Origin of the sequence: Bradyrhizobium guangzhouense (assembly GCF_004114955.1) — a bacterium.
In the GTDB taxonomy this organism is placed as follows: Bacteria; Pseudomonadota; Alphaproteobacteria; order Rhizobiales; family Xanthobacteraceae; genus Bradyrhizobium; species Bradyrhizobium guangzhouense.
In genome coordinates this window covers 7119431-7143118 of record NZ_CP030053.1, presented here as the reverse complement: position 1 = coordinate 7143118, position 23688 = coordinate 7119431, and the positions used below count along the sequence as shown (strand labels likewise).

General features: G+C 63.7%; 21 protein-coding genes and 1 tRNA gene. 9 read left to right on the top strand and 13 right to left on the bottom strand.

Annotation, left to right across the window (positions count from 1 at the left end):
• The first annotated feature begins 6 nt into the window (after nucleotides 1–6).
• The gene (locus XH91_RS33945) at nucleotides 7–741 is read left to right on the top strand and encodes a DUF899 domain-containing protein (RefSeq protein WP_128954648.1); all 735 of its coding nucleotides are present in this window, start codon (nucleotides 7–9) and stop codon (nucleotides 739–741) included.
• Between the two features lie 166 nt (nucleotides 742–907).
• Here the strand turns inward: XH91_RS33945 and XH91_RS33940 are convergent, their stop codons facing one another.
• On the bottom strand, nucleotides 908–2161 hold the full coding sequence (locus XH91_RS33940; protein ID WP_128954647.1) for a S1C family serine protease: 1254 nt from the start codon (nucleotides 2159–2161) through the stop codon (nucleotides 908–910).
• 198 nt (nucleotides 2162–2359) lie between these two features.
• Here XH91_RS33940 and XH91_RS33935 point away from each other — a divergent pair, with 198 nt between their 5' ends.
• The 4 genes from XH91_RS33935 to XH91_RS33920 all read left to right on the top strand — a co-directional run bounded on the left by XH91_RS33935 (nucleotide 2360) and on the right by XH91_RS33920 (nucleotide 4698).
• Nucleotides 2360–2977 carry a hypothetical protein gene (locus XH91_RS33935; RefSeq protein ID WP_128954646.1) on the top strand — a complete coding sequence of 206 codons (618 nt, stop codon included), beginning with the start codon at nucleotides 2360–2362 and terminating at the stop codon, nucleotides 2975–2977.
• Entirely contained in the window at nucleotides 2964–3338 is a 375-nt protein-coding gene (locus tag XH91_RS33930) for a transcriptional regulator (RefSeq protein WP_164933561.1), read from the top strand. Before XH91_RS33935 ends, XH91_RS33930 begins: the two co-directional genes overlap by 14 nt.
• A 30-nt stretch (nucleotides 3339–3368) precedes the next feature.
• Nucleotides 3369–4109: a di-trans,poly-cis-decaprenylcistransferase gene (locus XH91_RS33925; protein ID WP_128954644.1), complete on the top strand. Its 741-nt coding sequence runs from the start codon at nucleotides 3369–3371 to the stop codon at nucleotides 4107–4109.
• Nucleotides 4110–4212: 103 nt separating this feature from the next.
• Nucleotides 4213–4698 (top strand): Crp/Fnr family transcriptional regulator, encoded by a 486-nt coding sequence (locus XH91_RS33920; protein ID WP_128954643.1) that lies wholly within the window; start codon nucleotides 4213–4215, stop codon nucleotides 4696–4698.
• Here XH91_RS33920 and XH91_RS33915 read toward each other — a convergent pair.
• Nucleotides 4637–5464, bottom strand: coding sequence for a metallophosphoesterase family protein (locus XH91_RS33915; RefSeq protein WP_128955083.1), 828 nt, complete (start codon nucleotides 5462–5464; stop codon nucleotides 4637–4639). The genes XH91_RS33920 and XH91_RS33915 overlap by 62 nt on opposite strands.
• 211 nt (nucleotides 5465–5675) lie before the next feature.
• On the opposite strand from XH91_RS33915, the gene XH91_RS33910 reads away from it, so the two are divergent.
• Complete coding sequence (locus XH91_RS33910; protein WP_128955082.1) at nucleotides 5676–6362, top strand: DNA-3-methyladenine glycosylase I; 687 nt, start codon at nucleotides 5676–5678, stop codon at nucleotides 6360–6362.
• Between the two features lie 218 nt (nucleotides 6363–6580).
• Nucleotides 6581–6874, top strand: a complete 294-nt coding sequence (locus tag XH91_RS33905) for a hypothetical protein (RefSeq protein ID WP_128954642.1) — start codon at nucleotides 6581–6583, stop codon at nucleotides 6872–6874.
• A 77-nt stretch (nucleotides 6875–6951) separates the two neighbouring features.
• Here XH91_RS33905 and XH91_RS33900 read toward each other — a convergent pair whose 3' ends face one another.
• From XH91_RS33900 to XH91_RS33890, 3 genes are read right to left on the bottom strand one after another with little or no spacing between them, the layout of a single operon-like run.
• Nucleotides 6952–7545: a TadE/TadG family type IV pilus assembly protein gene (locus tag XH91_RS33900; protein ID WP_128954641.1), complete on the bottom strand. Its 594-nt coding sequence runs from the start codon at nucleotides 7543–7545 to the stop codon at nucleotides 6952–6954.
• Nucleotides 7542–8102 (bottom strand): TadE/TadG family type IV pilus assembly protein, encoded by a 561-nt coding sequence (locus XH91_RS33895; RefSeq protein WP_128954640.1) that lies wholly within the window; start codon nucleotides 8100–8102, stop codon nucleotides 7542–7544. Before XH91_RS33895 ends, XH91_RS33900 begins: the two co-directional genes overlap by 4 nt.
• 9 nt (nucleotides 8103–8111) lie before the next feature.
• Nucleotides 8112–9500, bottom strand: a complete 1389-nt coding sequence (locus XH91_RS33890) for a TadE/TadG family type IV pilus assembly protein (protein ID WP_128955081.1) — start codon at nucleotides 9498–9500, stop codon at nucleotides 8112–8114.
• Nucleotides 9501–9948: 448 nt separating this feature from the next.
• On the opposite strand from XH91_RS33890, the gene XH91_RS33885 reads away from it, so the two are divergent.
• Nucleotides 9949–10797, top strand: a complete 849-nt coding sequence (locus XH91_RS33885; RefSeq protein WP_128954639.1) for a GAD-like domain-containing protein — start codon at nucleotides 9949–9951, stop codon at nucleotides 10795–10797.
• Between the two features lie 88 nt (nucleotides 10798–10885).
• On the opposite strand, the gene XH91_RS33880 is transcribed toward XH91_RS33885, so the two are convergent.
• The 7 genes from XH91_RS33880 to XH91_RS33845 all read right to left on the bottom strand — a co-directional run bounded on the left by XH91_RS33880 (nucleotide 10886) and on the right by XH91_RS33845 (nucleotide 21419).
• Nucleotides 10886–10962 (bottom strand) — tRNA-Arg (locus tag XH91_RS33880).
• Nucleotides 10963–11072: 110 nt separating this feature from the next.
• Complete coding sequence (locus XH91_RS33875) at nucleotides 11073–12143, bottom strand: sensor domain-containing diguanylate cyclase (RefSeq protein WP_128954638.1); 1071 nt, start codon at nucleotides 12141–12143, stop codon at nucleotides 11073–11075.
• Nucleotide 12144: 1 nt separating this feature from the next.
• Nucleotides 12145–15222, bottom strand: coding sequence for a bifunctional diguanylate cyclase/phosphodiesterase (locus XH91_RS33870; RefSeq protein ID WP_164933560.1), 3078 nt, complete (start codon nucleotides 15220–15222; stop codon nucleotides 12145–12147).
• A gap of 235 nt (nucleotides 15223–15457) precedes the next feature.
• Nucleotides 15458–17194, bottom strand: a complete 1737-nt coding sequence (locus XH91_RS33865; RefSeq protein ID WP_164938319.1) for a putative bifunctional diguanylate cyclase/phosphodiesterase — start codon at nucleotides 17192–17194, stop codon at nucleotides 15458–15460.
• Between the two features lie 301 nt (nucleotides 17195–17495).
• Entirely contained in the window at nucleotides 17496–18461 is a 966-nt protein-coding gene (locus XH91_RS33860) for a sensor histidine kinase (RefSeq protein ID WP_128954636.1), read from the bottom strand.
• 231 nt (nucleotides 18462–18692) lie between these two features.
• On the bottom strand, nucleotides 18693–20069 hold the full coding sequence (locus tag XH91_RS33850; RefSeq protein WP_128954635.1) for a cytochrome P450: 1377 nt from the start codon (nucleotides 20067–20069) through the stop codon (nucleotides 18693–18695).
• Nucleotides 20070–20183: 114 nt separating this feature from the next.
• Nucleotides 20184–21419 (bottom strand): LLM class flavin-dependent oxidoreductase, encoded by a 1236-nt coding sequence (locus XH91_RS33845; protein ID WP_128954634.1) that lies wholly within the window; start codon nucleotides 21417–21419, stop codon nucleotides 20184–20186.
• A 391-nt stretch (nucleotides 21420–21810) separates the two neighbouring features.
• Here XH91_RS33845 and XH91_RS33840 point away from each other — a divergent pair, with 391 nt between their 5' ends.
• The gene (locus XH91_RS33840) at nucleotides 21811–22992 is read left to right on the top strand and encodes an extracellular catalytic domain type 1 short-chain-length polyhydroxyalkanoate depolymerase (RefSeq protein WP_128954633.1); all 1182 of its coding nucleotides are present in this window, start codon (nucleotides 21811–21813) and stop codon (nucleotides 22990–22992) included.
• Nucleotides 22993–23004: 12 nt separating this feature from the next.
• Here the strand turns inward: XH91_RS33840 and XH91_RS33835 are convergent, their stop codons facing one another.
• Nucleotides 23005–23688 carry an MBL fold metallo-hydrolase gene (locus XH91_RS33835; protein WP_128954632.1) on the bottom strand — a complete coding sequence of 228 codons (684 nt, stop codon included), beginning with the start codon at nucleotides 23686–23688 and terminating at the stop codon, nucleotides 23005–23007.

Here is a 23688-nt window from a genome sequence, read left to right as displayed (position 1 = left end):
GATATTATGCAGCAACATCAGATCGTCTCGCGCGAGCAATGGGTCGCCGCTCGCAAAGCTCATCTGGCGCATGAGAAAGCGCTCTCGCAGGCCCGCGAGCGCCTCGCCGAAGCACGCCGCGCCTTGCCCTGGGTGAAGGTCGACAAGGCCTACGTATTCGACGGGCCGAAGGGCCAGGTGACGCTTGGTGATCTCTTCAAGGGGCGTCCGCAGCTCGTGGTCCAGCACGTGATGTTCGCGCCGGACTGGGAAGCCGCTTGCAAGAGCTGCTCGTTCTGGGCCGACGGCTTCGAGCGCATGGTGCCGCATCTGGCGGCGCGCGACACCACCATGGTCGCGATCTCGCTGGCACCTAGCGCCAAACTCGAGGCGTTCAAAAAGCGCATGGGCTGGACTTTTGACTGGGTCTCTTCGGGCAACAACGACTTCAACTACGATTACGAGGTCTCGTTCACGCGCGAGCAGATCGACCAGGGCGTGCCGAAGTACAATTTCGGCACCACGCCGTTCTATGGCCCGGAGCTGCCCGGCATCAGCGTGTTCTTCCGCAACGAGGCCGGCGAGATCTTTCACACCTATTCCTGCTTCGCCCGCGGCCTCGACATGATGAACACGGCTTACCAATATCTCGACCTCACTCCGCTCGGGCGTCACGAGGAGGGATTGCCCTATCCGATGGACTGGGTCCGCCTGCGCGACCAGTACGAGCCGCAGGCAAAGGGCGGCTGCTGCCACGGATGAGGGGGCGTGCTCGGTCGGCATTAAAGGTGTCATCGCCCGGCTTGACCGGGCGATCCAGTAATCCGAGACGGGATTGCCTGAATCGAGAAGCCGCGGCGTACTGGATTCCCCGCTTTCGCGGGGAATGACAGCGGTAGCCAAGTCGGAAACATGTCTCGTCCGACGACTACTTCTTCGCGTCGACCTGCTCGGTGCCCTTGCATGAGATCAGCATCGTGTAGGCCCGCGCGTTGCCGGCGATCTCGGGAGTCTTCAGCTCGCCCTTCGGCTCGGCGGTCTGGTACGGTACCACCGAATTGTCCAGGAAGTCGCGCAGCGCGCCGGTCTTGATGGCGAAGTTGATGTTCTCGGGAATATCGCCGGTCAGCGCGGCGATGCGCAATCCCGGGAGTTTCGCCGTGACCACGCCCACGATCTGGCCGCTGGTGTCGAACAACGGGCCGCCGCTATTGCCGGGCTGCACCGGTGCGCTGATTTGCAGGAAACGCGTATCGTTGCGCATGCCGCTGAGCGAGCTCACGATCCCGGTCGTCACGGTGAAGTCCGACGTCAGCAGGCCGTGATAGGGAAAGCCGATCGCCACGACGGAATCGCCGGAGTGGAAGGAGCGGTCGCGAATTCGGGCAAAGTCCTTGAATGTCGCCGTCGACGACGGCTGCAACAAGGCCAGGTCGTTGTTTGCATCGGCAGACACGACCCGCAATACCATCGCGGCTTCGCCGGTGAGATTGCCCTTGAGCTCGCTGCAACCGTCGATCACGTGGTTGTTGGTGACGATGTGCCCGGCAGCGCTGACCACGAAGCCGGTGCCAAAGCCGCCGCTCGTCCTGGTCCCTTTGCCGGACTTGCCGGCCGGCCCACCCTGCTTGTCTGCCGTGGTTGCCGGCTTTGCCGCGTTTTTGGTGAAGTCGCCGGCCTTGTCGAGCCCGTCGGCTTTCACCTTGGTCACGCAATTGGCCAACGCGGCGATCACCGGCCCGGTCGACCTTAGGTCGAAGTTCAGGACGGCGTGGCCGGCTGTTGCCACCATCAGGCTCGCCTTCTGAAACGTCCGCACAACATTAAGCGGCATGACGGCCGTCAGCATGTCGGGCCGGAACGCCGTGGCGAAGAGCCTCGCCTGCTCCTGCCCGTCAAAGGTCACGTCGATCGCGGCGCTCTCGTCCTTGTTGAAGTGATAGTTGGGACTTGCAAAGGCCAGCGACCAAATGCCGGCGGCATTCTGGCTCACGACGAGGATGACGCCGTTCGCATAAGGCGCCGTCGCGGCGCAATGGGAGAAGGCGCCGGTCTGGTCGTTGCTGAAGGCGCCGCCAACCCAGCCGCCGACATTGACGGTGCCAAATGGTCCCTTCGCGTGCGCTGTTCCAACGAGACACACCTGCAGCAGAACTGCAGCGACGAACGACCTTAACCACATGACTTCCCCCCGGGCATTTTGGCCGCATCTTAGCCGGGCCGCCGTCCCAGACGCAACCGGCAGTTGTCCGCGCGAGCCTGGTCTCCAACACGCGACTTTCCGGCTTGCCTTTGCTTTGCAGCGGGGTATACTTTGCGATACAAAGTGACCGGGCAAGCCGGTTCGTGAGCGTGGGTGGAGCGGGGTTTGGCATTGCCGATGCGTGATCTCGACAAGGCGCTGGCCGACATCGTGACGATCCGCAGTCAGATTGCGGCCGGCACGGCGTTTCGCGGTTATGGTCCGGCGACGATGGCCGCGACCGGCGCGGTCGCGCTTGTCACCGCCATCCTGCAGTTCTGGCTGCTCGGCGATCCCACCGGTGAGCCGCTCGACTTCTTTCTCGGCTGGTTCGCCGCGGCGACGCTGTCAGGCCTGATGATCTGGATCGAGATGCGTGCGCGTTCGCGTCGTCATCATTCCGGCCTTGCCGATGCGATGATTCATCAGGCGATCGAGCAGTTTCTGCCTGCGGGCGTCGCCGGTGTCCTGCTTGCGGTGGTGATGTGGAAGTTCGCTTCGGAGGCGCTGTGGCTGCTGCCGGGGCTGTGGCAGATCCTGGTGTCGCTCGGCATTTTCGCGTCCGTTCGCTCCCTGCCGCGCAGCGTGGCGTTCGCCGGCGCCTGGTACTTTATGTCAGGCTTCGTCGTGGTGGTGCTGGCGAGCCGGACCCACATGCTGTCGCCATGGACCATGGGGATGCCCTTCGTAATCGGCCAGTCGGTGATGGCGGCCATTCTGTATTTCGCGTCCGGAGACAATGATGTCGAAGACTGACAGCGCGCCCTTTTCTTATGAAGGGCTCGACCGTGTGATCCACGAGAAGGCGAGGCTCGGACTGCTGACGTCGCTGATGGCTCACCCGAAGGGACTTGCGTTCGCGGATCTGAAGCAGCTCTGCGGCCTCACCGACGGCAATCTCAGCCGGCACCTCGCCGTGCTCCAGGAGGCCGGTCTCGTCGAGGTGACCAAGGGGTATGAAGGCAATCGCCCGCACACGACCTGCCGTCTGACCAAGAGCGGCCGCCGCCGCTTCCTCGACTATCTCGCCGTGCTCGAACGTCTCGTGCGCGACGCCGCCAAGGCCGCCGGCCGCGAGGCGCCGCCGCTCGGCCGTCTCGGTATTCTCCCGACCTGATCGTCCCCCTTTTTGACTGGAGACTTTGCGATGCAAAGTGACGTCACGTCCGACAACGAGAAGCTTCATGTCGGCATCATCATGGACGGCAACGGGCGATGGGCAACGCGGCGCGGCCTGTCGCGCGTCCGCGGTCACGAGGCCGGCGTCGAGACGATCCGTCGCATCGTCGAGGCCGCGCCCAAGCAGGGCATCGGCACGCTGACGCTCTATGCGTTCTCGACCGACAATTGGCGCAGGCCCAAGGCCGAGGTCGCGGCGCTGATGACGCTGCTGCGCTTCTATCTCGCCAATGAAGTGCAGAGCCTGGTGAAGAACGGCGTACGGCTCAACGTCATCGGCCGTCGTGATCGCCTGCCCGATGGTATCGCCAGCGCCATCGCGCGCGCGGAGGAAGCCACCGCAATCGGCAGCACGCTGCATCTGCGCGTGGCCGTCGACTATTCCGCGCGCGACGCCATCCTCAATGCCGCGGCGAAGGCGGCCGCGCTGAGCAGCCTGACCCGCGAAGCCTTCTCGCAGCTCGTCACCGGAGAGGCCGGCTTGCGCGACGTCGATCTCATCATCCGCACCTCGGGCGAAAAGCGGTTGTCGGACTTTCTGCTCTGGGAGGGCGCTTATGCCGAGCTTCATTTCACCGAGCGGATGTGGCCCGAGTTCGACGCGGGCGATCTCGCCGCGGCGCTGGCTTCCTTCCACGGCCGCGAACGTCGCTTCGGCGGTCTTCAGTCCATCACGCCGGAGGAGGTGCCTTCACTGTCGCGGGCGTGACAAGGCTGCGGAGCTGCCCCGTTTCGGCCATTCGAACAGGAGGTCGATTTGCCGGGTGTCATGGATCGTGCTCTACTATCTCCCGTGACGGGAGCTTTCGGCGATGCGCGGGGTTCTGGACTATTGCACCGGTGGAACGGAGCGGCAGGTTGCGGCCGGCACGCATCTGGTGACCGAAGGCGGCGCCTCCGGACATCTCTATGTGCTGATGCAGGGCAAGCTCGAGGTGCTCAAGGGCGAGATGGTGGTCGCCACCATTGCCGAGCCCGGTGCGGTGCTTGGCGAGATGTCTGTGTTGCTGGGAGTGCCGCATACGGCAACGGTGCGGGCCTGCGCCGACACGGTCGTCTACGAGTTCGAGGATGCCGCCTCGGTGCTCGAGCAGGAGCCTGAGATCGCGCTGCTGCTCGCGCGCATGCTGGCGCAGCGGCTCAATGTCGCCAACACCTATCTCGCCGATCTCAAGCGGCAATATGCCGGCCACGGCACGCATCTCGCCATGGTCGGTGAGGTGCTCCAGAGCATGATCAACCTGCCGCCGCTCGAGATCTCGCCAGGCTCGGATCGGCAATCCGATCCAAGGATGTGAGCCAGTCCGGCGGCTCTTCAATGTGAGACGCGGGCCGTTTCAGCGGTGCGCCGAGATCGACCCACTGCGCTTCGCCCGTTGCCAGCCAGAACGCCTTGTCGGCATCGAGATCCAGCACGATGTGCGTCGGCGGTCGCCCCGGTTGCTTTCCCGCGTTGAACACCCAGGTCTGCCCCAGCCGGTCGTACCATGAGCCGTCCCTGATGAACGGCGATTGATGCACATGGCCGGAGATGACCATCGACGGCTGATACTGCATGATCCACTGCACCAGTTCGACGTCGCCGAAGAAGCGCTTGCCGCCCCAGCTCGTCGGCGAATTGGCCGGCGGCGCATGATGCGCCCAGATCCATCGCTGCCGACGGTTGAGTGAGGCATCATGCAGCTGGTCGGCGATGCGCTGCTGGACCAGCGGTCCGTCCCACCATGGGCACACGGTGAAGAGCGTGTCGCCCATGCTCAGATGATCGCCGTCGCAGGCGACGCCAAGCTCGCGCACCTCGGAGATCCAGCGCGAGATCTTTTCGCCCTCCGTATTGCGCTCGTCGAGATCATGATTGCCGGAGCAAAGAATCACGCGGGTCTGCGCCGCGATCAGCGCGAGGTACTTCTTCACCACCACGATCTGCGCGCGGAAATCCACCATCGAGCCGATGTCGAGCGCATCGCCGGCGAAGATCACCAGGTCGAATTGCGGCGCGGCACTGACCAGCCAGTCGAGCTGCGGCAGCGAATAGTGCAGATCGGCCACGACCAGGCAGCGCATTGAGATTCCGTCGGCGGCAAAATGAAATCGTCTGGAAACTCCATATCTTATAAAGCAAGAAGCAGACCAGCATCGCTGCCGCTCACTGTCGATCCGGCAAGCAGGCAGCATGCTGCAGCAGCCGGAGGCGCGCAAGCGCGGGTTGTCTCGCAGGGCTGGACCGGATCGCCGAATTCTGATGTCGTGGCACGCCTTCAACGCGGGTGATCGCATGCCCTCCTTCAAGACCATTCGGGCCCGCGCCGAGAAGCGCAAAGGTGGGCCCAAGGCGCTCGAAAAGCTGATGCCCGACAAGCCGGACTTGAAGGGTCTGGCAAAGCTCGGCGACGATCGCATCCTCGCCGAGATGACGAAGCGGGTGTTTTGCGCCGGGTTTGCCTGGAGCGTGATCGACGCGAAGTGGGACGGTTTTGAGGACGCCTTCCTGGGCTTCCAGCCGGCCAAGCTCAGCTTCCAGCCGGAGGATTTTTGGGAAGCCCTGCTGCGTGATGCGCGGATCGTGCGCAACGGCGCCAAGATCATGTCGGTGCGCGACAATGCCGCTTTCGTCCAGGAGATCGCGAGGGAGCACGGCAGCTTCTGCAAGTTTCTGGCGAAGTGGCCGCCGTCCAACGAAATCGGCCTGCTCGATCTGCTGGCCAAGCGCGGCTCCAGGCTCGGCGGCAACACCGGGCAGATGCTGCTGCGCTTCGTCGGCTGGGATGGTTTCGTCACCTCGAAAGACGTCGTCGCCTGCCTGCGCGACGCCGGTCTCGACATCGCCGAAGAGGTCAAGTCCAAGGGCGATCTTGCCAAGGTGCAGGCGCAGTTCAACGCCTGGGCCGACGAGACGGGTCTGCCCTACACCTATCTGTCACGCATCTGCGCGCTTTCGGTGGGCGAAGTCAGCAGCGGGTAGCGGCTGGCGTCCAGCGACTGGAATCGTGGACGTCATGTGGCGATCTCGCGCCGTCAGCGCGGCAGACGCCGCGCGCGATCACGAAATTCATTCCGCAGGAACATTCGTGCGCAGCACTCGTTCGGGAGTTTGAGCCAGGCAATGCGGCAGGGAACACGCTCGCTCCGGCCAAAACCCGGTTCAAGCCACGAAACTCGAACGACAGAACGGAGCAGCTCATGAAGCTCACATCCGAACAGGTGAAGCAGACCATCAACCAGCTCGGCGCTCAGGTGCTGCCCGACGAACACCCCGCCATGCCCCAGCTCAACAGCATGTTCGGCGAACACACCTTCTTCGTCGACGAGATGGGTTTGAAGGTTCTCGAGCCGACGCCGTCGCTCAGTGCGGAACGACAGACGGGCGAAGTCGTCAGCCTCGCCGACTGGAGCGATGCGGATCTGACGCGCCTGATGGCGCACGAGCCCGAGCCGACCGGCGTGATCGTCGTGTTCGAGCATGTGAGGCACTGACGGGGACGACCAGCCACCCTTCGCGACGCCGAAGGATGTTGGAGAAGGGTGGTTGGACCAGGCCTATGGTTCGTCGATCACGACGTCGGACAGGACGTTGTCGGGACCGGCGGCGTCGACCCGCTCGTGATGGTCGGGACAAAGTTGGTCTGGCGCGGGTATAGATAGTAGCTGTCGCGGAGCGTGACGGTGCCGCTGATCGTGTAGCCGAGGTTCGGCGTGTAGGCATAGGTTGCCTCACCGAGAATGAGCCCGCTCGTGGTCGGCACTCCCGATAGGGATGTCGGCAGGATGACAGTGGTGCCGGCAGTCCGTGCGGTGCCGTTGAGCGACTGGCTCCAGATCACCTTGGCCGTGATGTTGTCGCCCGTCGGTTGCACCTCCGAGACGGTGACGACGGCGTTGGCGATGTCGTACGGGGAGAGGACTTTCGACGAGGCGCCGAGAATGCCGGTGACGTCGCTCGTGGTCACGCACTTATTCTGCGACAGGATATCGGCGATGGTATGCACCGTGGCCGTGACCTTGACGTTGATCGAGAGGGCGTTGCCGAGCTCGACGCCGCCCATGCACAGCAGCAGCATGAACGGCAGCACGATGGCAAACTCGATGGCCGCCACGGCATCTTCGTTGGCTCGGAATTGCCGGAGGCGCACGGGCAAGCGGGTCATTGATAGGGCTCGTTCTGGAAAGCGGCGGTCGCCGTGATCTGGCGATTGCCGTTCGGCAGATTTGACAGGGTAAAGCCAAGCGGCCCCCCGAAGACCGGCCATTGGTAGATCACCTCCAGCACGACCTTGTCGGACGGGCCGCCCGGACTGAAAGGCCAGTTGTTGGAGACGGTGCCGTCGGCATTGAACGTCAATGTCGGTGCAGCCGCGCTCATGGCCGACCAACTACTCCCGGACTGGAGGCTGATCATCAGCTTGCTGCAATCGAAGATGATGCGGACCTGCGAGCACACCAGCGTCGAAAACTGGGTCGACGTCATCCCGGCCGTTTGGACCTGGCCGGTCATGACCTGCCGGGCGGACTGCTGCACGACCTGCTGAAGCAATTGCTGGCCGAAGAAAACCAGGAAGATCTGGATGATTCCGACCAGCAACGCGATGAAGATCGGCGCGACCAGCGCGAATTCGACGGCGTTCGCGCCGTTCTCGTCGCGGCGAAAGGCTGCGAACCTCTTGCGAAGGCGTCGCTGTCTGGATACCGCTCGCAACTTGCGCATGACGCTCGCTCAGTTGGTCAGGTGAGGGGCCGTTTCCACGACCTTCAGGAACAGCTGCTTGAGCGCTGCGGTAATGTCGCCGCCCGACTGCACGTCGTAGAACAGGCCGGGTGATGCGCAGGATTGCAGGTTCTGCGCGATCTGACCGGTCGACGAGGAAGGATTGTTGAATGGCGCGATATAGGAGTTGTACCAGCCGGCGCTGGTGCCCGTGATCGGCAGGTATTCGGTATAGAGAACCGCGATGCGAATTCCCCGGTTCTTGATCGTCGTGCAGATCGCCGTGTTGAGGGGCTGCTGGCAGCGATATTTCGAACCATTCGCAAGCGGCGTTCCGCTGCAGGATGAGCTCAGGGTCACCATCTTGTCTTCAACGCCGTCAGTGACGAGGAATATGACTTCCTGGGGCGTATCGCCGGTCTGGTTGGATCCTCCGCCAGGCAGAGGCATGAGCGCATTAACGCTCGAAAGGCCATTCACGATGTCCGTGCCGTAGTCGGTGCTGATGCTGCAGCCCGAGAGCACGCAGTTCTGATGATCGACCTGGAGAAGCGAAATATTGTTGGCGGCCTGGGTCGCGGCACTCGACAGGTCGGAGGATGGAAGCCCCGACGGGGCATAGACCGTGTTGAAGCCGTAGTCGAACGTGTAGATCGCGGCCTTGTAGGTGTTGTTCTGCTGCGCTTCCGTGGTTTGCGCCGTGCTCATCAGGCTCGCGGTCGCCTGGGCCACGAGGTCGATACGCAGCGTGACGCTGTTGCTGCGCGCGATGCTGAGGTTGTCCTTGGTCGAGGAGTTTGCGCCGGAGTCCGACTGAGGATTTTTTTCGTGACAGGCGAACGCGCAGCTCCTCGAGCCGGAGGGCTGGCTCGCGGTCGCGGTCGTCATCTTGGTGATGTCGTTCGACGTCGCTGCGATACCCATCGACGGCGAGTCGTCCAGCAGCAGGTAGAAGTTGATATTGGGCGCGCCCGAGGCGCTGGCCGTCGCTGCGCCCTTGATCGGCCACACGGGGGCGCCGAGCAGGGTCGGGAAGGCGTTGCTGGAGTTTGCCGTGTAAGAAACGGTCGCGGTGCGCACCAGGCCGACATTGCCGACATTGACGGTCAGAGCGGGACTGCCGGACAGGCCGCCGGCGATCGCGTTTGCCGTCGCATTGAAGATGTTCGTGGCGGTCGTCTGGGCGACGCTCGTGCTCTGGGCCATCATCGACGGCGTCACCGCCGCGATCGCGGCGGCATCGGCGGCGGCGTCGAGCTGCGATTGCCGGCGTTGGGCCTGCGTATAGTCGAGCGTCATGCCCAGCAGATAGACGGTCGGGAACAGCATGATCGCGAATATGACGGCAACGTTGGCCTTGCGATCTCTGACAAAACGACAAAGCGAGGCGCGCAGCATGACCTTCATCCTAATCGCCGTTGACCACGGCACAGGCAATTCCCCGTCAGTTCAGGTATTGCGGTGCCGGAAGAGGTCGGATCGAAAGGCCTCCGCCTGTCTCTCGGCCGGGGAACTTTGAAGGCTGGCTGTTTAAGTAATACTTACTTGCACCGCGCGAATATCGGGCGCCTGGGGTCGCCAATGTCGGATTGAAGCGACGCAATTAACCGGCCGTAAAGACGTTGCCGCAAAACGGCGGTATTGAAGGCCAAATCTCGCGCATCCACGGCCCTCCGAGGACATCCAAGCCGCCGTTGCCGGGGTGAAAACACGGACGGAAACGTCCGCGGCCGTCGGCCATTGGCGCACCCCAGCCGAAGAGATCTGGCCGCGCTCCCGGTGTTCTCGGAATAAAGCCACAGCCCCGATGTTTTGACTGCGTTGGCTTCAGCCAGGACGGCACGCGATGACTTCCGGCGACCCAGCCTGCGACATCGAAGGCAAGGGGCATTTTGCCTCACGCCGCGCCGTTCTCGGCTGGGCGGCATCCGCCGCCTGGCTGTCATTCTCGCGGCCGGCGTCGGCTCAGGATCCGCCGAAAATTCCGGGCGAGGTGGATTTGCTGGCCTCGATGGTCCAGAAGCTCGGCGAGCCCCAGCACGCAACCAGGATCAGCCCCGAGGAGGCCGCGCGCTATGCGGATCGCGTGCCGCAGGCCCTGATCCGCTTCTGGCGCGAGCATGGGCGTGGGGCCTATTTCGATGGACTATACTGGCTCTGCGATCCCGAGCCGTTCGATCCCGTGCTCGACTTCATCTTCAAGCAGGATGACGAATTCAACCCGTCCGATATGACGGTGGTCGCCTATACGGCATTTGGTGATCTGAAGGTGTGGCACCGGCATCGGCGCCAGATGAATGTTTCGCTTCTGCTCTCCTCGGTGTTCAATCCGCCGCCGAGCGCGTGGCATGACCGCAGCACCGGGCAGCCGTTCTCCGAGGACTACAGCGTGTCCACTTTTGCGAGCACCGGGAAATGGGCGTTTGATCGCGACGAGTACGAGCTCCTTGCCGCTGCCGCCGCCAGGTACGGAGCCCTCGAACCGGGCGAGGTTTACGGCTTCTTTCCCGCGCTACAATTGGGTGGGGCCTACAGGGTCGAGAATCTCAAGCGCGTGAGAGCCGCCGAGCATTTTCAGATCCTTGCGCAACTCGATCGCTTCAAGCTGACGCGTCTGACGCCGCCCGATCCGCCGGCCTATCCCTACGGCCACGTCGAGTTCGTGCGCTACATCGGACACCAGGACAAGCGGTAGTCGCCGATGCGATTCCTGAAATCGTGATAGCCCGATCTGCAGGATCAAGTCGGCTTGGACGAGCCCACGCGCACATCGCAATGAGAGCTGGCGCACCCGACACGATTCGAACGTGTGACCTTTGCCTTCGGAGGGCAACGCTCTATCCAGCTGAGCTACGGGTGCAGCGAGGCCTCATTTAGCCTAATGGCGAGGGCCGGGCAACCGGTCTCGCCGCGGCAATCCTGCCTGATCCGCAAAAAGATCGTGTCGAAACAACGCGATCTGATCGACCTTCAGGCCGATTTGCGCGGGGCGAGGCCAGGAACTGACGTCGTGTCGAGGCCGAGACCCATGAATTCGGCCAGCACCCGTTCCGAGCAGACCACACGGTTGCGGCCGAGTCGCTTGGCGGCATAGAGCGCCTGGTCGGCCGCGCCCAGCAGGCCGTTCGGGGCGTTATCGGCCTCGCCGGGGACGTGACTGGCGACGCCGACACTGAGGGTGACGTGGTCGCCGGCTCCATCGGCGCCATGGGCGATCCGCAACGCCGTCACGGCGCGGCGGATCTCCTCGGCAATGACGCAGGCGTCGTCGCTGCTCATCTCGGGCAGGATCAGCGCAAATTCCTCGCCGCCATAGCGGCTGGCGAGGTCGAGCGGACGGCGCGCGTAGCGGCTGACGACGTCAGCGACCGCGCGCAGACACTCGTCGCCGGTCTGGTGGCCGTGCTCGTCATTGAACAGCTTGAAATGATCGACATCGACGAACAACAGCGCCAGCGGCTTTTGCGTCCGCTGCGCGCGGGCCCATTCGCTCATCAGCATCTGGTCGAACGAACGGCGGTTCGACAGGCCAGTCAGCCCGTCCTTGGTGGCAAGCTCCTTCAACGCCATCTCCGCCCGCTTCTGGTCGGTGAGATCGCGCAGCGTCTCGACCACGGCGATCAGATTGCCGGCCTCGTCATGGATCGGGCCGGCGTCGATCGCGAGATAGAGCTGGCTGCCGAGCTTTGGCATCACGCACCAGTTCTCGGCGGAAAAGCCGAGTCCGTTATGGCCGCGCGCGGCATACTCCGAATAGAACTCCGGCAGCTGCTCGGGTCGGTCGAGCGCGACCAGGTCGGCAAGGCAGGGGCGCCTGGTCTCGTAGAAGGCCTGCCAATGCTTGTTGGTACCGATCACCTCGGAGGCGGCAACGCCGGTCAGCCGCTCGCAGGCCTTGTTCCAGATCACCACGCGCCGCTTCGGATCGATCACGAAGGTCGGCACCACCAGGTGCTGCATCAGCCGCACCGCGTAGGAATCGGCGACATCGACGGTCTTCGCGCGCGCCTTCTCAGAAGGAGTCTTGGGGAGCTTTGCCATCTCAGGCCACCGCCGCCACGGGCATGGCAGCGCCGGGGCCGAACAGCTCACGGACCTCGGCCGCCGGCTTCGGCCTGCTGAACAAATAGCCCTGCATCTCCGTGCAGCCGAGCGCGCGCAGCATCTCACGCTGGGCCTCGGTCTCGACGCCTTCGGCGACCGTGGTCATGTTGCTGGCGGAGGCGATGTTCACCACCGCCTGCACGATGACAGGCGAGCCGCCGGCGTCGGCGATATCGGCGACGAAGCAGCGGTCGATCTTGATCTTGTCGAACGGGAAGCGCTTCAGATAGCTCAGCGAGGAATAGCCCGTGCCGAAATCGTCGAGCGCGATGCGCACGCCGATCGAGCGGAGCTGGTGCAGGATCGAGAGCGCCGCCTCGTCGTCGCGGATCAGCACGGCTTCGGTGATCTCGAGCTCCAGCCGGCGCGGCTCCAGCCCGGAGGCGGCAAGTGCGCCGGCAATCCGCAACGCCAGCGTGTCGCATTTGAGCTGCACCGGCGAGACGTTGACGGCGAGACGGACATGGGCGGGCCAGGTCGCGGCCTCGTTGCAGGCCGTCCGCAGCACCCAGTCGCCGATCTCGTTGATCAGGCCGGTATCCTCGGCGATCGGAATGAATTCGGCCGGCGAGACCATGCCGCGTTCGGGATGGCGCCAGCGCAGCAACGCCTCGCAGCCGGACACCACGCCCGAATGCAGATTGACCAGCGGCTGGTAGTGGATCTCGAAGCCGCCATTGACCAGGGCCTGGCGCAGGTCCTGCTCCAGCGACAGGCGCGCCTTGGCGCTCGCATCCATCTCGGGCACGAAGAAGCGGTAGGTGCGCCGCCCTTCCGCCTTGGCGCCGTACATCGCAAGGTCGGCATTCTTGATGAGCTGGTCGAGGTCGGCACCGTCCTGCGGCGCCAGAGCGATGCCGATGCTGGCGTCGGTGGAAAGCTGGTGGCCGAGGCAGTGATACGGACGGCGGATCGCTTCGTGGATCTGCGTCACGAAGGCCAACACGTCGGTGGACGATTCGATGCCCGTCTGGATCACGGCAAATTCGTCGCCGCCAAGCCGCGCGATCAGATCGCCCGGCTTGAGGCAGGCGCGAATGCGGCCCGCGATCGCCATCAGCAGCTCGTCGCCGACATGGTGGCCGAGCGAATCGTTGATGCCCTTGAATTCGTCGACGTCGATATAGAGCAGCGCGAACTGGGCGCCGCCGGCGACCTTCTCCAGCTCGCGCTCGATCTGCTCGCGGAACAGCGTGCGGTTGGGCAGGTCGGTCAGCGCATCGTAATGCGCCATATGCGCGATCTTCTCGGCAGCCTGACGCCGCTCGGTCACGTCATCGATCACGTGGACGAGATAGCGCGGCTCGCCGGCCTTGTCGCGGATGCCGATCCTGGTCGAAGTGATGTAGCGCAATCCCATACCCGGCATCGGCCAGGCGTGCTCGTCCTTGAACAAGCCGTCACTCGATTTCAGCGCGCTGTCGTCATCTTCGGTTATGCGGGCAGCGGACGCTTCGGGGAAGATGTCGAACGCGGTCTTGCCCACGATGTCCTGCCGGGAGTGGCCGAACAGCTGTTCGGCGACGCCGTTGAGCAGCAGATATTGCCGCGTTCTGGCGTCCTTCACCGTGATCTGAGAGGGGATGTGGTCGATGATCTCGCGCAGGAACGTGTAGTTGCGGTCGCGCTCCTGCTCCAGATTGCGCCGTTCGGTGATCTCCTCGATCGTGGCGACCCATCCGCCCTGCGCCAGTGGGGTGTTGATGACCTGGAAAGCGCGCCCGTTGGGCAATTGATGGGTTTTCGTGGCGACCTTGCCTTCGGCGACGCCCCTCATGACATCTGCACAAAACGCCTCGACATCGCCGCTGAACGCGTCGCGCTCCTTGCGATGGTACATCGCCTCGTGGATGTGACAGCCGGGCTTGATGACGTCGTGGGAGAGGCCGAACATGTCGGCATAGCGGCGATTGCAGGTGACGATATAGCCGTCCGCGTCGTACAGGATCAGCCCTTGCGACATATTGTTGAGGGCGGTGTCGAGCCGTAGGCGTTCGGCTTCCAGCCGTTGCTGGGCCTCGCCGTTCTGCTTGATGATCTGGCGGATGATCAGGAACAGGATCAGCGCGATCCCCGCCGCAGACAGCGTCGCGGTGGTGACCATGAAGCCGGTCTGCTGCCGCCAGTCGGCCAGCGCCGACGACATCGTGTTGGTGGCGACGATAACCAGCGGAAAATGGGTCAACGATGCCGCCGAGCCGAGTTTCTCGGTGCCGTCGATCGGGCTCTTGATCCGAAGTGTGTGCTGGCCGCCGAAGGTCAGGACCTTCTGCATCAGCGGTGCACTCTTGTAGCTCCTGCCGATCATCGATTCGACGTTGGGGTAGCGCGCCAGCATCACGCCTTCGCGGTCGAACAACGAGATGGCGGCGCCCTCGGCCAGCGCGACGGAGGCGAAATAGCGTTGATAGCTGTCGGGATCGATCCGCCTCACCAGCACGCCGACGAAAGTGCCGTCCGGCAGGCTGAGCCGCCGCGCCACGACCGTCGTCCATTTGCCGATCAGGAAGCTGCGCACGGACTCCAGCAGCACCGGCTCCGACATCGGATTGGTCTTGAAGGTCCTGAAGTAGTCGCGCGAGGAGATGCTGATCTTCGGCAGCGGCTGCGCGCGTGACCAGGAGATGATCTCACCGTCGGCGTCGTAGATTGCGACGTCGCCGAGATAGGAGACGGCGCTGATTCTGCTCCGCAGCATTCTATTGGCCTCGGGGCCGGACATGCGCTCGCGGAACATCTGGGGCGAGGTGATATCGGGCAGGTGCATCTGTCCGATCAGCTCAGCAGCAACGACATCGGAATCTTCGAACTGCTGATCGAAGTGCCGCGCGATCAACTGCACGGTGTTTTCCAGCTCGCGTTCGCGGTTGGCCAGCGTGCGCTCGCGAAACCCGCCGACGGCCATCGCGGTCACGCCGAAGATGCCGGCGACCAGCAACATGCCCGAGAGGGTCAGCCACAGCACGGGGCCGCGCCGCATGGCGGCGTCCCGGCCGCCTTTTGCGGCCCGGACCATAGCAGCTGCCATCCCTGACAAAAACTGGCGCATCCCACTCCCCTGAAGGACCAGAAATACCACCGACAGATGGCGCAATGCTTAGGAAAGCCGGTTACCCATGGCTTAAACCGGTTGCGAACTTCTACGGATATCCAGCAAGGCGGGAACCGCCTGGCGTTGTGTCGCGGTTGCGAATCGCCTGCGAGGGATGCTGCCCTGCATCGTTAATCGAAGCTCAATGCGTGACCGGGCCTTAGCGCCGATACCCGCTCGCCCGCGAATAGCCCTGGCGGTTCTGTTGCGTCGGGCGGGCTGACACGCTGGCGCGGGATTCGCTGGACGCGGGGCTGGCGAGCTTCAGCTCCTCCAGGAAGATGGGCCGCGCGAAATAATAGCCTTGCGCATAGCGGATCTTGGTCGCGGCCTGGAGATAGGCGAGCTCCTCATAGGATTCGATGCCTTCGGCGATGACCGTCATGCCGAGCGCTTCGCTCAAGGACTCGATCGCGCGCAAGATGCCCTGGCTGCGCGGCCGCTTATGGATGTCGGTGATGAAGGAGCGGTCGATCTTGATCTCGTCGGCGGTGATGTCGGCGAGCGCCGACAGCGACGAATAACCGGTGCCGAAATCGTCGATGGAGATGCCGACGCCGAGCTTGCGGAAGATCGGCAGGATCTCGGCCTGGAAGTGGTTCTTGGCGACGAAAGCATCTTCCGTCACCTCGATCATGAAGCGCCGGGGAAAGCCGGTATCATCGAGCGCCTGGGCGAAATTGCGCATGAATTCGGGGTTGCCGGCCTGCTTGGCGGCGACATTGATGCTGATGGTCGCTTCGGCGCCAAAGGTCTCGTTGATCAGGTCGATCGACTTGACGATCTCGGCGAGCACGAGATGCGTGAGCTCGTCGATCAGCCCGAGCTCGCCCGCCAGATTGATGAAGGAGCCCGGTGCCTGGATGACGCCCTCGTCGTCGCGCAGGCGCACCAGGGCTTCGATGCCCTTCACGGCTTGCGTGCGGATGTCGACCTTGGACTGGAAGGCGCAGCAGAAGCGCTTTTCGAGGATGGCCATCCGCAGCGATTGCTCGATCTTCATCCGCGCCAGCGCCTCGCGCTCCATGCCGGCATCGAAGAAAGCGGCGGATCCCTTGCCGTTGTTCTTGATGCGGTACATCGCGATGTCGGCGTTCTGGCGCAACGTCTCGAAGCTGCTTCCATGGTCGGGATACAGGCTGACACCGACCGAGGTTGAGACGAACACTTCCGAATTGTCGATGAAGAAGGGCGCCGTCAGTCGCTCCAATGTCGATGCCATGAATTCGGCGACTTCCTCCTGGCTCCGGATCGGGGAGAGCAGCAGCAGGAATTCGTCGCCGGAGATCCGCGACAGCATGTCGGACCCGCGCAAGTCCCGCCCGAGCCGTTTCGAAAGCTCGACCAGCAGCGCATCGCCGACGGCGTGGCCGTAATAGTCGTTGATGTGCTTGAAATTGTCGACGTCGAGAAAGGCCAGCGCGAAGCGCTCGCCGCTGCGATCGCGGGCGAGCAGGCTGTTGGCGCGATGCTCGATCACGCGCCGCGAGGGCAGGCCGGTCAGCTCGTCGAAATAGGCCGAGCGAAACAGCTGGTCCTCGAAATCCTTCTGTTCGGTGATGTCGGCGGACGCCGAGATCAAGAACTCGCGGCCGGCGAAGCTCACCGGTCGATGGGTGGTCAGCAACACCTGACGTGCGGGACCGTCCTGAAGCGCTTCTTCGGAGACAACGGGCTGCCCGGCCCGGAGCGCACGCTCGCAAGCCTCGCGCCGCTGCGCGAGATCCGGCGACGGACGGCTGCCGTCCATGCCGAGCTGGGCGGCGGCGAAATCGTTAACCAGGAGAAGCTTGCCTTGCGCGTCCTGCACGGTCAGGCCGGCAGGCAGCATTCTAACGATTTCCTTGAGAAATCCGAGCTCGGCTTCGCTCGCGCCGTTATATGCGTTGTCGTTCATAGAATTCATGAATCTTGTTGCTTCAGCGCGCCTTTGCAATGGGCGCGATCATGCGCGGTTCCCTCTTAGGTTTGGTTAAGGGGTCCGCACAAATACGGGGGTGTTTTGGGAGAAACTTGTGGCGTTACCCGGCGCGCCGTCGATCGTCATTAACAGAAGGTCAACGGCACCTGCGAAAGCGCGGGCGAACCGCGCGGTCCGCTTTCGATTGCCGTTTGGCCCGTCGCATTAAGAGTATTGATTAAATCGATGTCAGCTCCGGGACCCGCTTCAGCTCTCCCCGTCGGGGAGAGGTGCACCGTCATTCGCTCTTGGGAATGCGACACTGCATGATGCAATGCAGCCCGGTCTTCAAATACGAGATCTCGCTCTTGCCGTCGAAGGCTGACAGCGCCGACTTCAAGAGCTTGGTACCGAAGCCGGGCGTGGAGATTTCGCCAACGGTTGGCCCCTCTGTTTCGTCCCAGGTGATGGTCAGACGATCGTCATTGACGGTCCATGACACCTGCAGCAACCCGCGCGGTGACGAGAACGCACCGTATTTGCCGGCGTTGGTGGCGAGCTCGTGAAACATCAATGACAGTGTGACCGCGAGCTTCGGTGGCAGGAACAGCCGGTCGCCGTTGAGGCTGAAGCGGACATGGCCGTAGGGGCCGAGCTCGGAGATCAGGAGATCACGGATATCGCAACCGCCCTTGTCGATCCGCGAGATCAGATCGTCGGTCGCGGCCAGCGAGCGCAGGCGCGGATCGATCCGGGCCCAGACCTGCGGCTGGTCGTGCAGCACCTGGTGCAGCACGGCGTGCACTGTCGACAGCTTGTTCTTCAGCCGGTGCTGCAGTTCGTCGACCAAGAGCTTGCGATACTCTTCCTCTTCGATCAGTCGCCGGGAGATGCGGCGCTGCTCCGCAAGCATCGTCCGATAATGCTCGACGCCCCAAATGGTTAGCGCGCAGACGCCCCAATAGAGCGTCAGCAGCGCGAAGCGCGCACGATCGGCAAACGCATCGCCGAAATTCAGGACGACGCCGAGCACGCCGCCGACCAGCGCGGTCACGATGCCGACCCGAAATCCTCCGAACGCGGCTGCAAAGAACACGGCGGGGAAGTAAGGCGTGAAGTAGACGTCGGGGCGCACCTGCGCGAGCCCCCAGCGCGCCAGGGTCGAAAGCAGCAGGCAGGCCAGCGCAAACACAAGGCTCAGGCCGAGCGATGGCGTCGCCACGCCCTGCCAGCCCTTGCGGAATTCGTCGATCAGCTTCCCCATGCGGAAGTCTTCTTTGGCGAAGGTGCCAAAATTGTGATCGCTGGCCGGCACATACCGGAAGGCGAGCAGAGATGCCGTAGGGTGGGTTAGACAGCGGCTGCGCGAAGCGCGGGCGCTGGCGTAACCCACCATTTCTGTCATCGCCGAGACTAAAGAGGTGGGTTACGCCGTGCGGACTGCGCTTCGCGCAGCCGCAAGGCTAACCCACCCTACGAAGCCACGAGAGTGGTACTAAACCGCCTTCACCCGCACCCTCAACCCATCCCGCGGCTTCGGGATCGGCCACATCTGCCAGGCCGGCTTGTAGCCGGGCTCGAGAGACACCTCGATGTTCTGCAGGAAGTGCCGTGCAAAGCATTTCGCCTGCATGTAGGCGAAGTGCAGGCCGAGGCACATATGGGCGCCGCCGCCGAACGGAATCCAGGCGAAGCGATGGCGATTGCGCTGGGCTTCCTCGGTGAAGCGCAAGGGATCGAAGCGATCAGGCTCCGGCCAGATATCCGTCATGTGGTGCGTGTAGAGCGGATTGACGCCGACGGCAGTGCCGGCGGGAATCGCATAGCCCTTGAAGGTGAAATCGCGCATCGCGCGCCGCGGCATCGAGGGCACCGGCGGCTTGATCCGCAGCGCTTCCTTGAAGGCCATTTCCGACAGCGGCATCTTTTCGAGGTCGTCGAAGCTGCTGGGCGCACCCGGCGCGAGCCCGAGCGCAAGAACTTCGCTGCGCAGCTTGCTCTGCCAGTCGGGATTGGCGGCGAGCTCGCCGATGAAGGACGTCAGCGACGAGGTCAGCGTGTCGTGCGCGGCCATCATCAGGAAGCTCATATGGTCGATGATGTCCTGGTCGGACAACAGCGCGCCGTCCTCATGGGTGGCACGGCAGAGATGCGAGAACAAATCATCGCCTCCGTGATTGCCGCGGCGCAGAGGAATCTGCTCGCGGAAATAGGCGATGATGCGTTTGCGACCCCTCACGCCTGCCGCCATCTGCGTGCCGGGCAGGGGGCGGCGGATCGGGGCGACCGCAGCCGCCACCATGTCGACGAAGGCGCGGTTGATCTCGTCGACCTCGGGCCCGATGTCGGCGCCGAGAAAGGACGTCGCGGCGAGATCGAGCGTGAGCTGCTTCATCGCCGGATAAAGCTGCATCTCGCCCGGCTTGGCCTTCCATTGCGCGACGCGCGCGGAGATGCCGCGGTCGAGATCGCTGAGATAGGATTTCATCGGCCCGGACTTGAACGCGACCGACAGCGCCTTGCGATGCAGCCTGTGCTCGTCGAAGTCGAGCAGCATCAGGCCGCGCGGAAACAGCAGCCCGAGAACGTTGTTCCAGCCATGGGTCGACGAGAACAGCTTTTGCTGGTCGAACAGCACGAGCTCGTTGGCCTCCGGGCCGAGCAGCACGATGTTGGTCTCGCCGAAAATATGGGTGCGGTAGACCGGACCGTATTTGGCGCCGTTTCGCTCGATATGCCCCTTGGGATCGGCCAGCACCTGAAACGTCTTGCCGATGATCGGCCAGCCTTCGTCGCCGGGGATGTGCGTCAGCGCGTTGCGTTTCGGCGCGGTGTACTGAAGCGCTGATGGGGCCACATTCTGCATCGACATGACGATCGCTCCCGATGGCTGACGCCGACGACATAGCACAAAACTGGCACGATGACGCGAGGGTTGTTTGGCGCGCAAATCAACACACACCATCGCCGGGACGAGGCATGTCGCCTACCGCTTCGCCGCTTCCTTCTGCAAATCCGGCGCGTTGACGGCGGGAATGGCGACGCGGCCGGGGCCGGTCACCTTCAAGGCCTCGGCGGCCTTCTCGTTCTGCATGATCTTGGCCATCACGGCCTGGCCGGCACGCTCGAAGATCGCGCGGTTCTCGATCACGAACTTTTGCGACCTGCGCAGGCCATCGATGTAGCCGTTGATTTCAGGCACGACATAGCGCGCCACCATGTCCCAGCTGCGGCGCGTGGCTTCCGGATTGGCCCAGTCGTGCACGAAGCCGATGATGGCGCCGACGCCGCCGGACACCTCCATCACGTTCTTGATGGTTTTGACGAGATCGTCGGGCGTGCCGATGGTCGAGGCCGCGCCCTCGACGAAGGCGGTCTTGTCCACGGCCTCGTCGGGGGAGGAGAACGCCTCCAGGCCCGGCCGTTGCAGCGTGCCGACATTATATTCGTTGTGCCAGCGCATCAGACCGGCGCCGGCCTCCTTGCGTGCCTGCTCGCGGCTTTCGGCGATGTGGAAGGTCAGCAGCACGCGCCAGTCGGCGCGGTCGACCTTGGTGCCGTGCTTGCTGGCGGCATCCTCGGCGAATTGCCATTGCTGTTGCAGCGACATCAGCCCCTGTGTCGTCATCGAGCCCAGCGAGATGATGCCGATGCCGTATTTGCCGGCGAGCGTCATCCCCGACGGCGAGATCTGCGAAGCCACCACGAACGGCATCTCCTCCTGCAACGGCAGGAGCTGCAGCGCCGCGTCGTTCATGGTGAACCAGTCGCTCTTCGCAGTGACACGCTCGCCGTTGAAGAGGCGGCGGATCACCTCGATCGCCTCGTCCTGGCGATCGCGCTGCGTCATCGGATCGATGCCGAGCGTATGTGCGTCCGAGGCCAGCGCGCCGGGGCCGGAGCCGAAGATGGCGCGGCCGCCGGTCATGTGGTCGAGCTGCACCATGCGCTGGGCGACGTTGAATGGGTGGTGATAGGGCAGCGAGATCACGCCGGTGCCGAGCTTGATCCGCTTGGTGCGCTCGCCGGCCGCGGCCAGGAACATCTCGGGCGAGGCGATCATCTCCCAACCCGAGGAATGGTGCTCGCCGCACCAGAACTCGTCATAGCCGAGCGCGTCGAGCTGTTCGACCAGGTCGAGATCGCGCCGGAACTGGAGCATCGGATGCTCCCCGATCGGGTGATGCGGGGCAAGGAAAGCCCCAAACTTCAGGCGCGCCATGGCGTTCTCTCCGGCTGAGTTTTTTGTTTATTGGTTGTGTCAGGCTACGTGTCCGACGCCACGAACGCAATCGCGCGATGTCCCGCGCAGCGGAATGCAGCGGGCCTCGCCGCGCTCGCGTGCTCTTCGCAATCGAATCGTTGCAATCGGTGCGCGCAGGATTTCTCGTCCCGCTCGCGCTGTTTGCGGCGTTAATCTTGATATCGGCCGCATTCCTGTCATCGATGTGCCGCGCATCTGCACGAAGTTGAGGCATTGCGGTTAATACGTGCGGATTCCCGCAGGATTCTGCGTGATTCCGGAGGGATCGGCAGCACACGGCCTTTTCATTTTGCACTGCAGCAACTATCTGGTCGGGTAAACGTTGAAAGCCGCCCACCAGGAATTTGCCGTGTCGCTTGCCCGAAATGTCGATCTGTTGAGACGTCTGCCAAAGATGGACGGTCTGCGTCTGCCCGACTTCGGCGCAAGCGCCGACTCGTCCAGTCCGCTGCAGGAGGTCACCGGCTTCGGCGACAATCCCGGCGCCTTGCGCATGTTCGCCTTCGTGCCGGCGCAAGTGCAGAAGCCGCGCGCGCTCGTCGTCGTGCTGCATGGCTGCGGCCAGACCGCCGCGAGCTACGACCTCGGCGCGGGCTGGTCGACGCTCGCGCGCCACTACGGCTTTGCGCTCGTGATGCCCGAGCAGCAGCGCATCAACAACGGCAACACCTGCTTCAACTGGTTCAACCCCGAAGACACCGCGCGCGACTCCGGCGAGGCGCGTTCGATCCGCGAGATGATCGCGCATATGGTGCAGGCCCATCGCATCGATTCCAGGCGTATCTACATCACCGGTCTTTCCGCCGGCGGCGGCATGACCTCGGTGATGCTTGCGACCTATCCCGAAGTGTTCGCGGCCGGCGCCGTGATCGCAGGGCTGCCCTACGGCATCGCGTCCAACCTGCGCGAAGCGCTCGACGGCATGTTTCATTCACCCGCACGGCCCGAGCGCGAGCTCGGCGATTTCGTGCGGCGGGCTTCCGACCATCGCGGTCCCTGGCCGAAAATTTCGGTGTGGCACGGCAGCGCCGACCGCACCGTCAATCCCGGCAATGCCAACGAGATCGTCAAGCAGTGGCTCGATCTGCACGATTTGCCGATGACGCCGATGGCCGAGACCGTCGTCGACGGCTATCCGCGCCAGGCCTGGTGGAACAAGGACGGCGAGACGCTGGTCGAGTCCTACGCCATCACGGGCATGGCCCACGGCACGCCGCTCGGCCCAGCCGACAACGACCAGCGCTACGGCGTCGAAGGTGCGTTCCTGATCGAGGCCGGCATTTCCTCGTCCTATCACATCGCAAAGTTCTTCGGCCTCACCGGCTGGATTCAGGGTGCGAAGAAGGCTGAAGCAAAGCCCGCCGCTCCGGCCAAGCCGGCCCCCGTGCGCCCGCCGGCGCCGCATCTTGCCCGCACCATCCGCGTGAAGGTCGCCGAGGAGAACGCCGAGCCGAAGCGCGAGCAGGGACGCGGCTTCGATCTCGGCCAGATCATCACCCGGGCGCTGACGGCCGCGGGATTGATGAAGTAGCGCGAAGCGCCCTCACATCTCGCCGGTGATGAACGGATTGGTCATCCGCTCCTGGCCGATGCTCGAGCCGGCGCCGTGGCCGCAGATGAAGCCGACATCGTCGCCGAGCGGCAGCAGTTTCGTCATGATCGAGTTGATCAGCGTGGCGTGACTGCCGCCGGGAAGGTCCGTGCGCCCGACCGAGCCCGCGAACAGCACGTCGCCGACATGGGCAAAGCGCAAATCCCCGTTGAAGAACACCACGCTCCCGGGCGAATGGCCGGGGCAGTGCAGGATGTCGAAGGTCAAGTCGCCGATCGACACGCTGTCGCCTTCGTCGAGCCAGCGATCCGGCGCGAAATTGCGCACGCCCGTCATGCCGAACCGGGCGCCGCTCTCGACCACATTGTCGAGCAGATATTTGTCCGCGACATGCGGGCCCTCGATCGGCACCTTCAGCGCATCGCGCAGATCGGCCGCGCCGCCGACATGGTCGATATGGCCGTGGGTCAGCCAGATCTTCTCCACGGTGACGCCGGTCTGCTTGATCGCGTCCAGGATCTTCGGCACGTCGCCGCCGGGATCGATCACCACGGCCCTCTTGGAAGGCTCGTCCCAGATGATGGTGCAGTTCTGCTCGAACAGCGTCACGGGAACGATGATCGCGCCAGCCTTCGGCGCTTCAGATCTGGCTTTGGTCTCGTTTTGCTCGGTCAT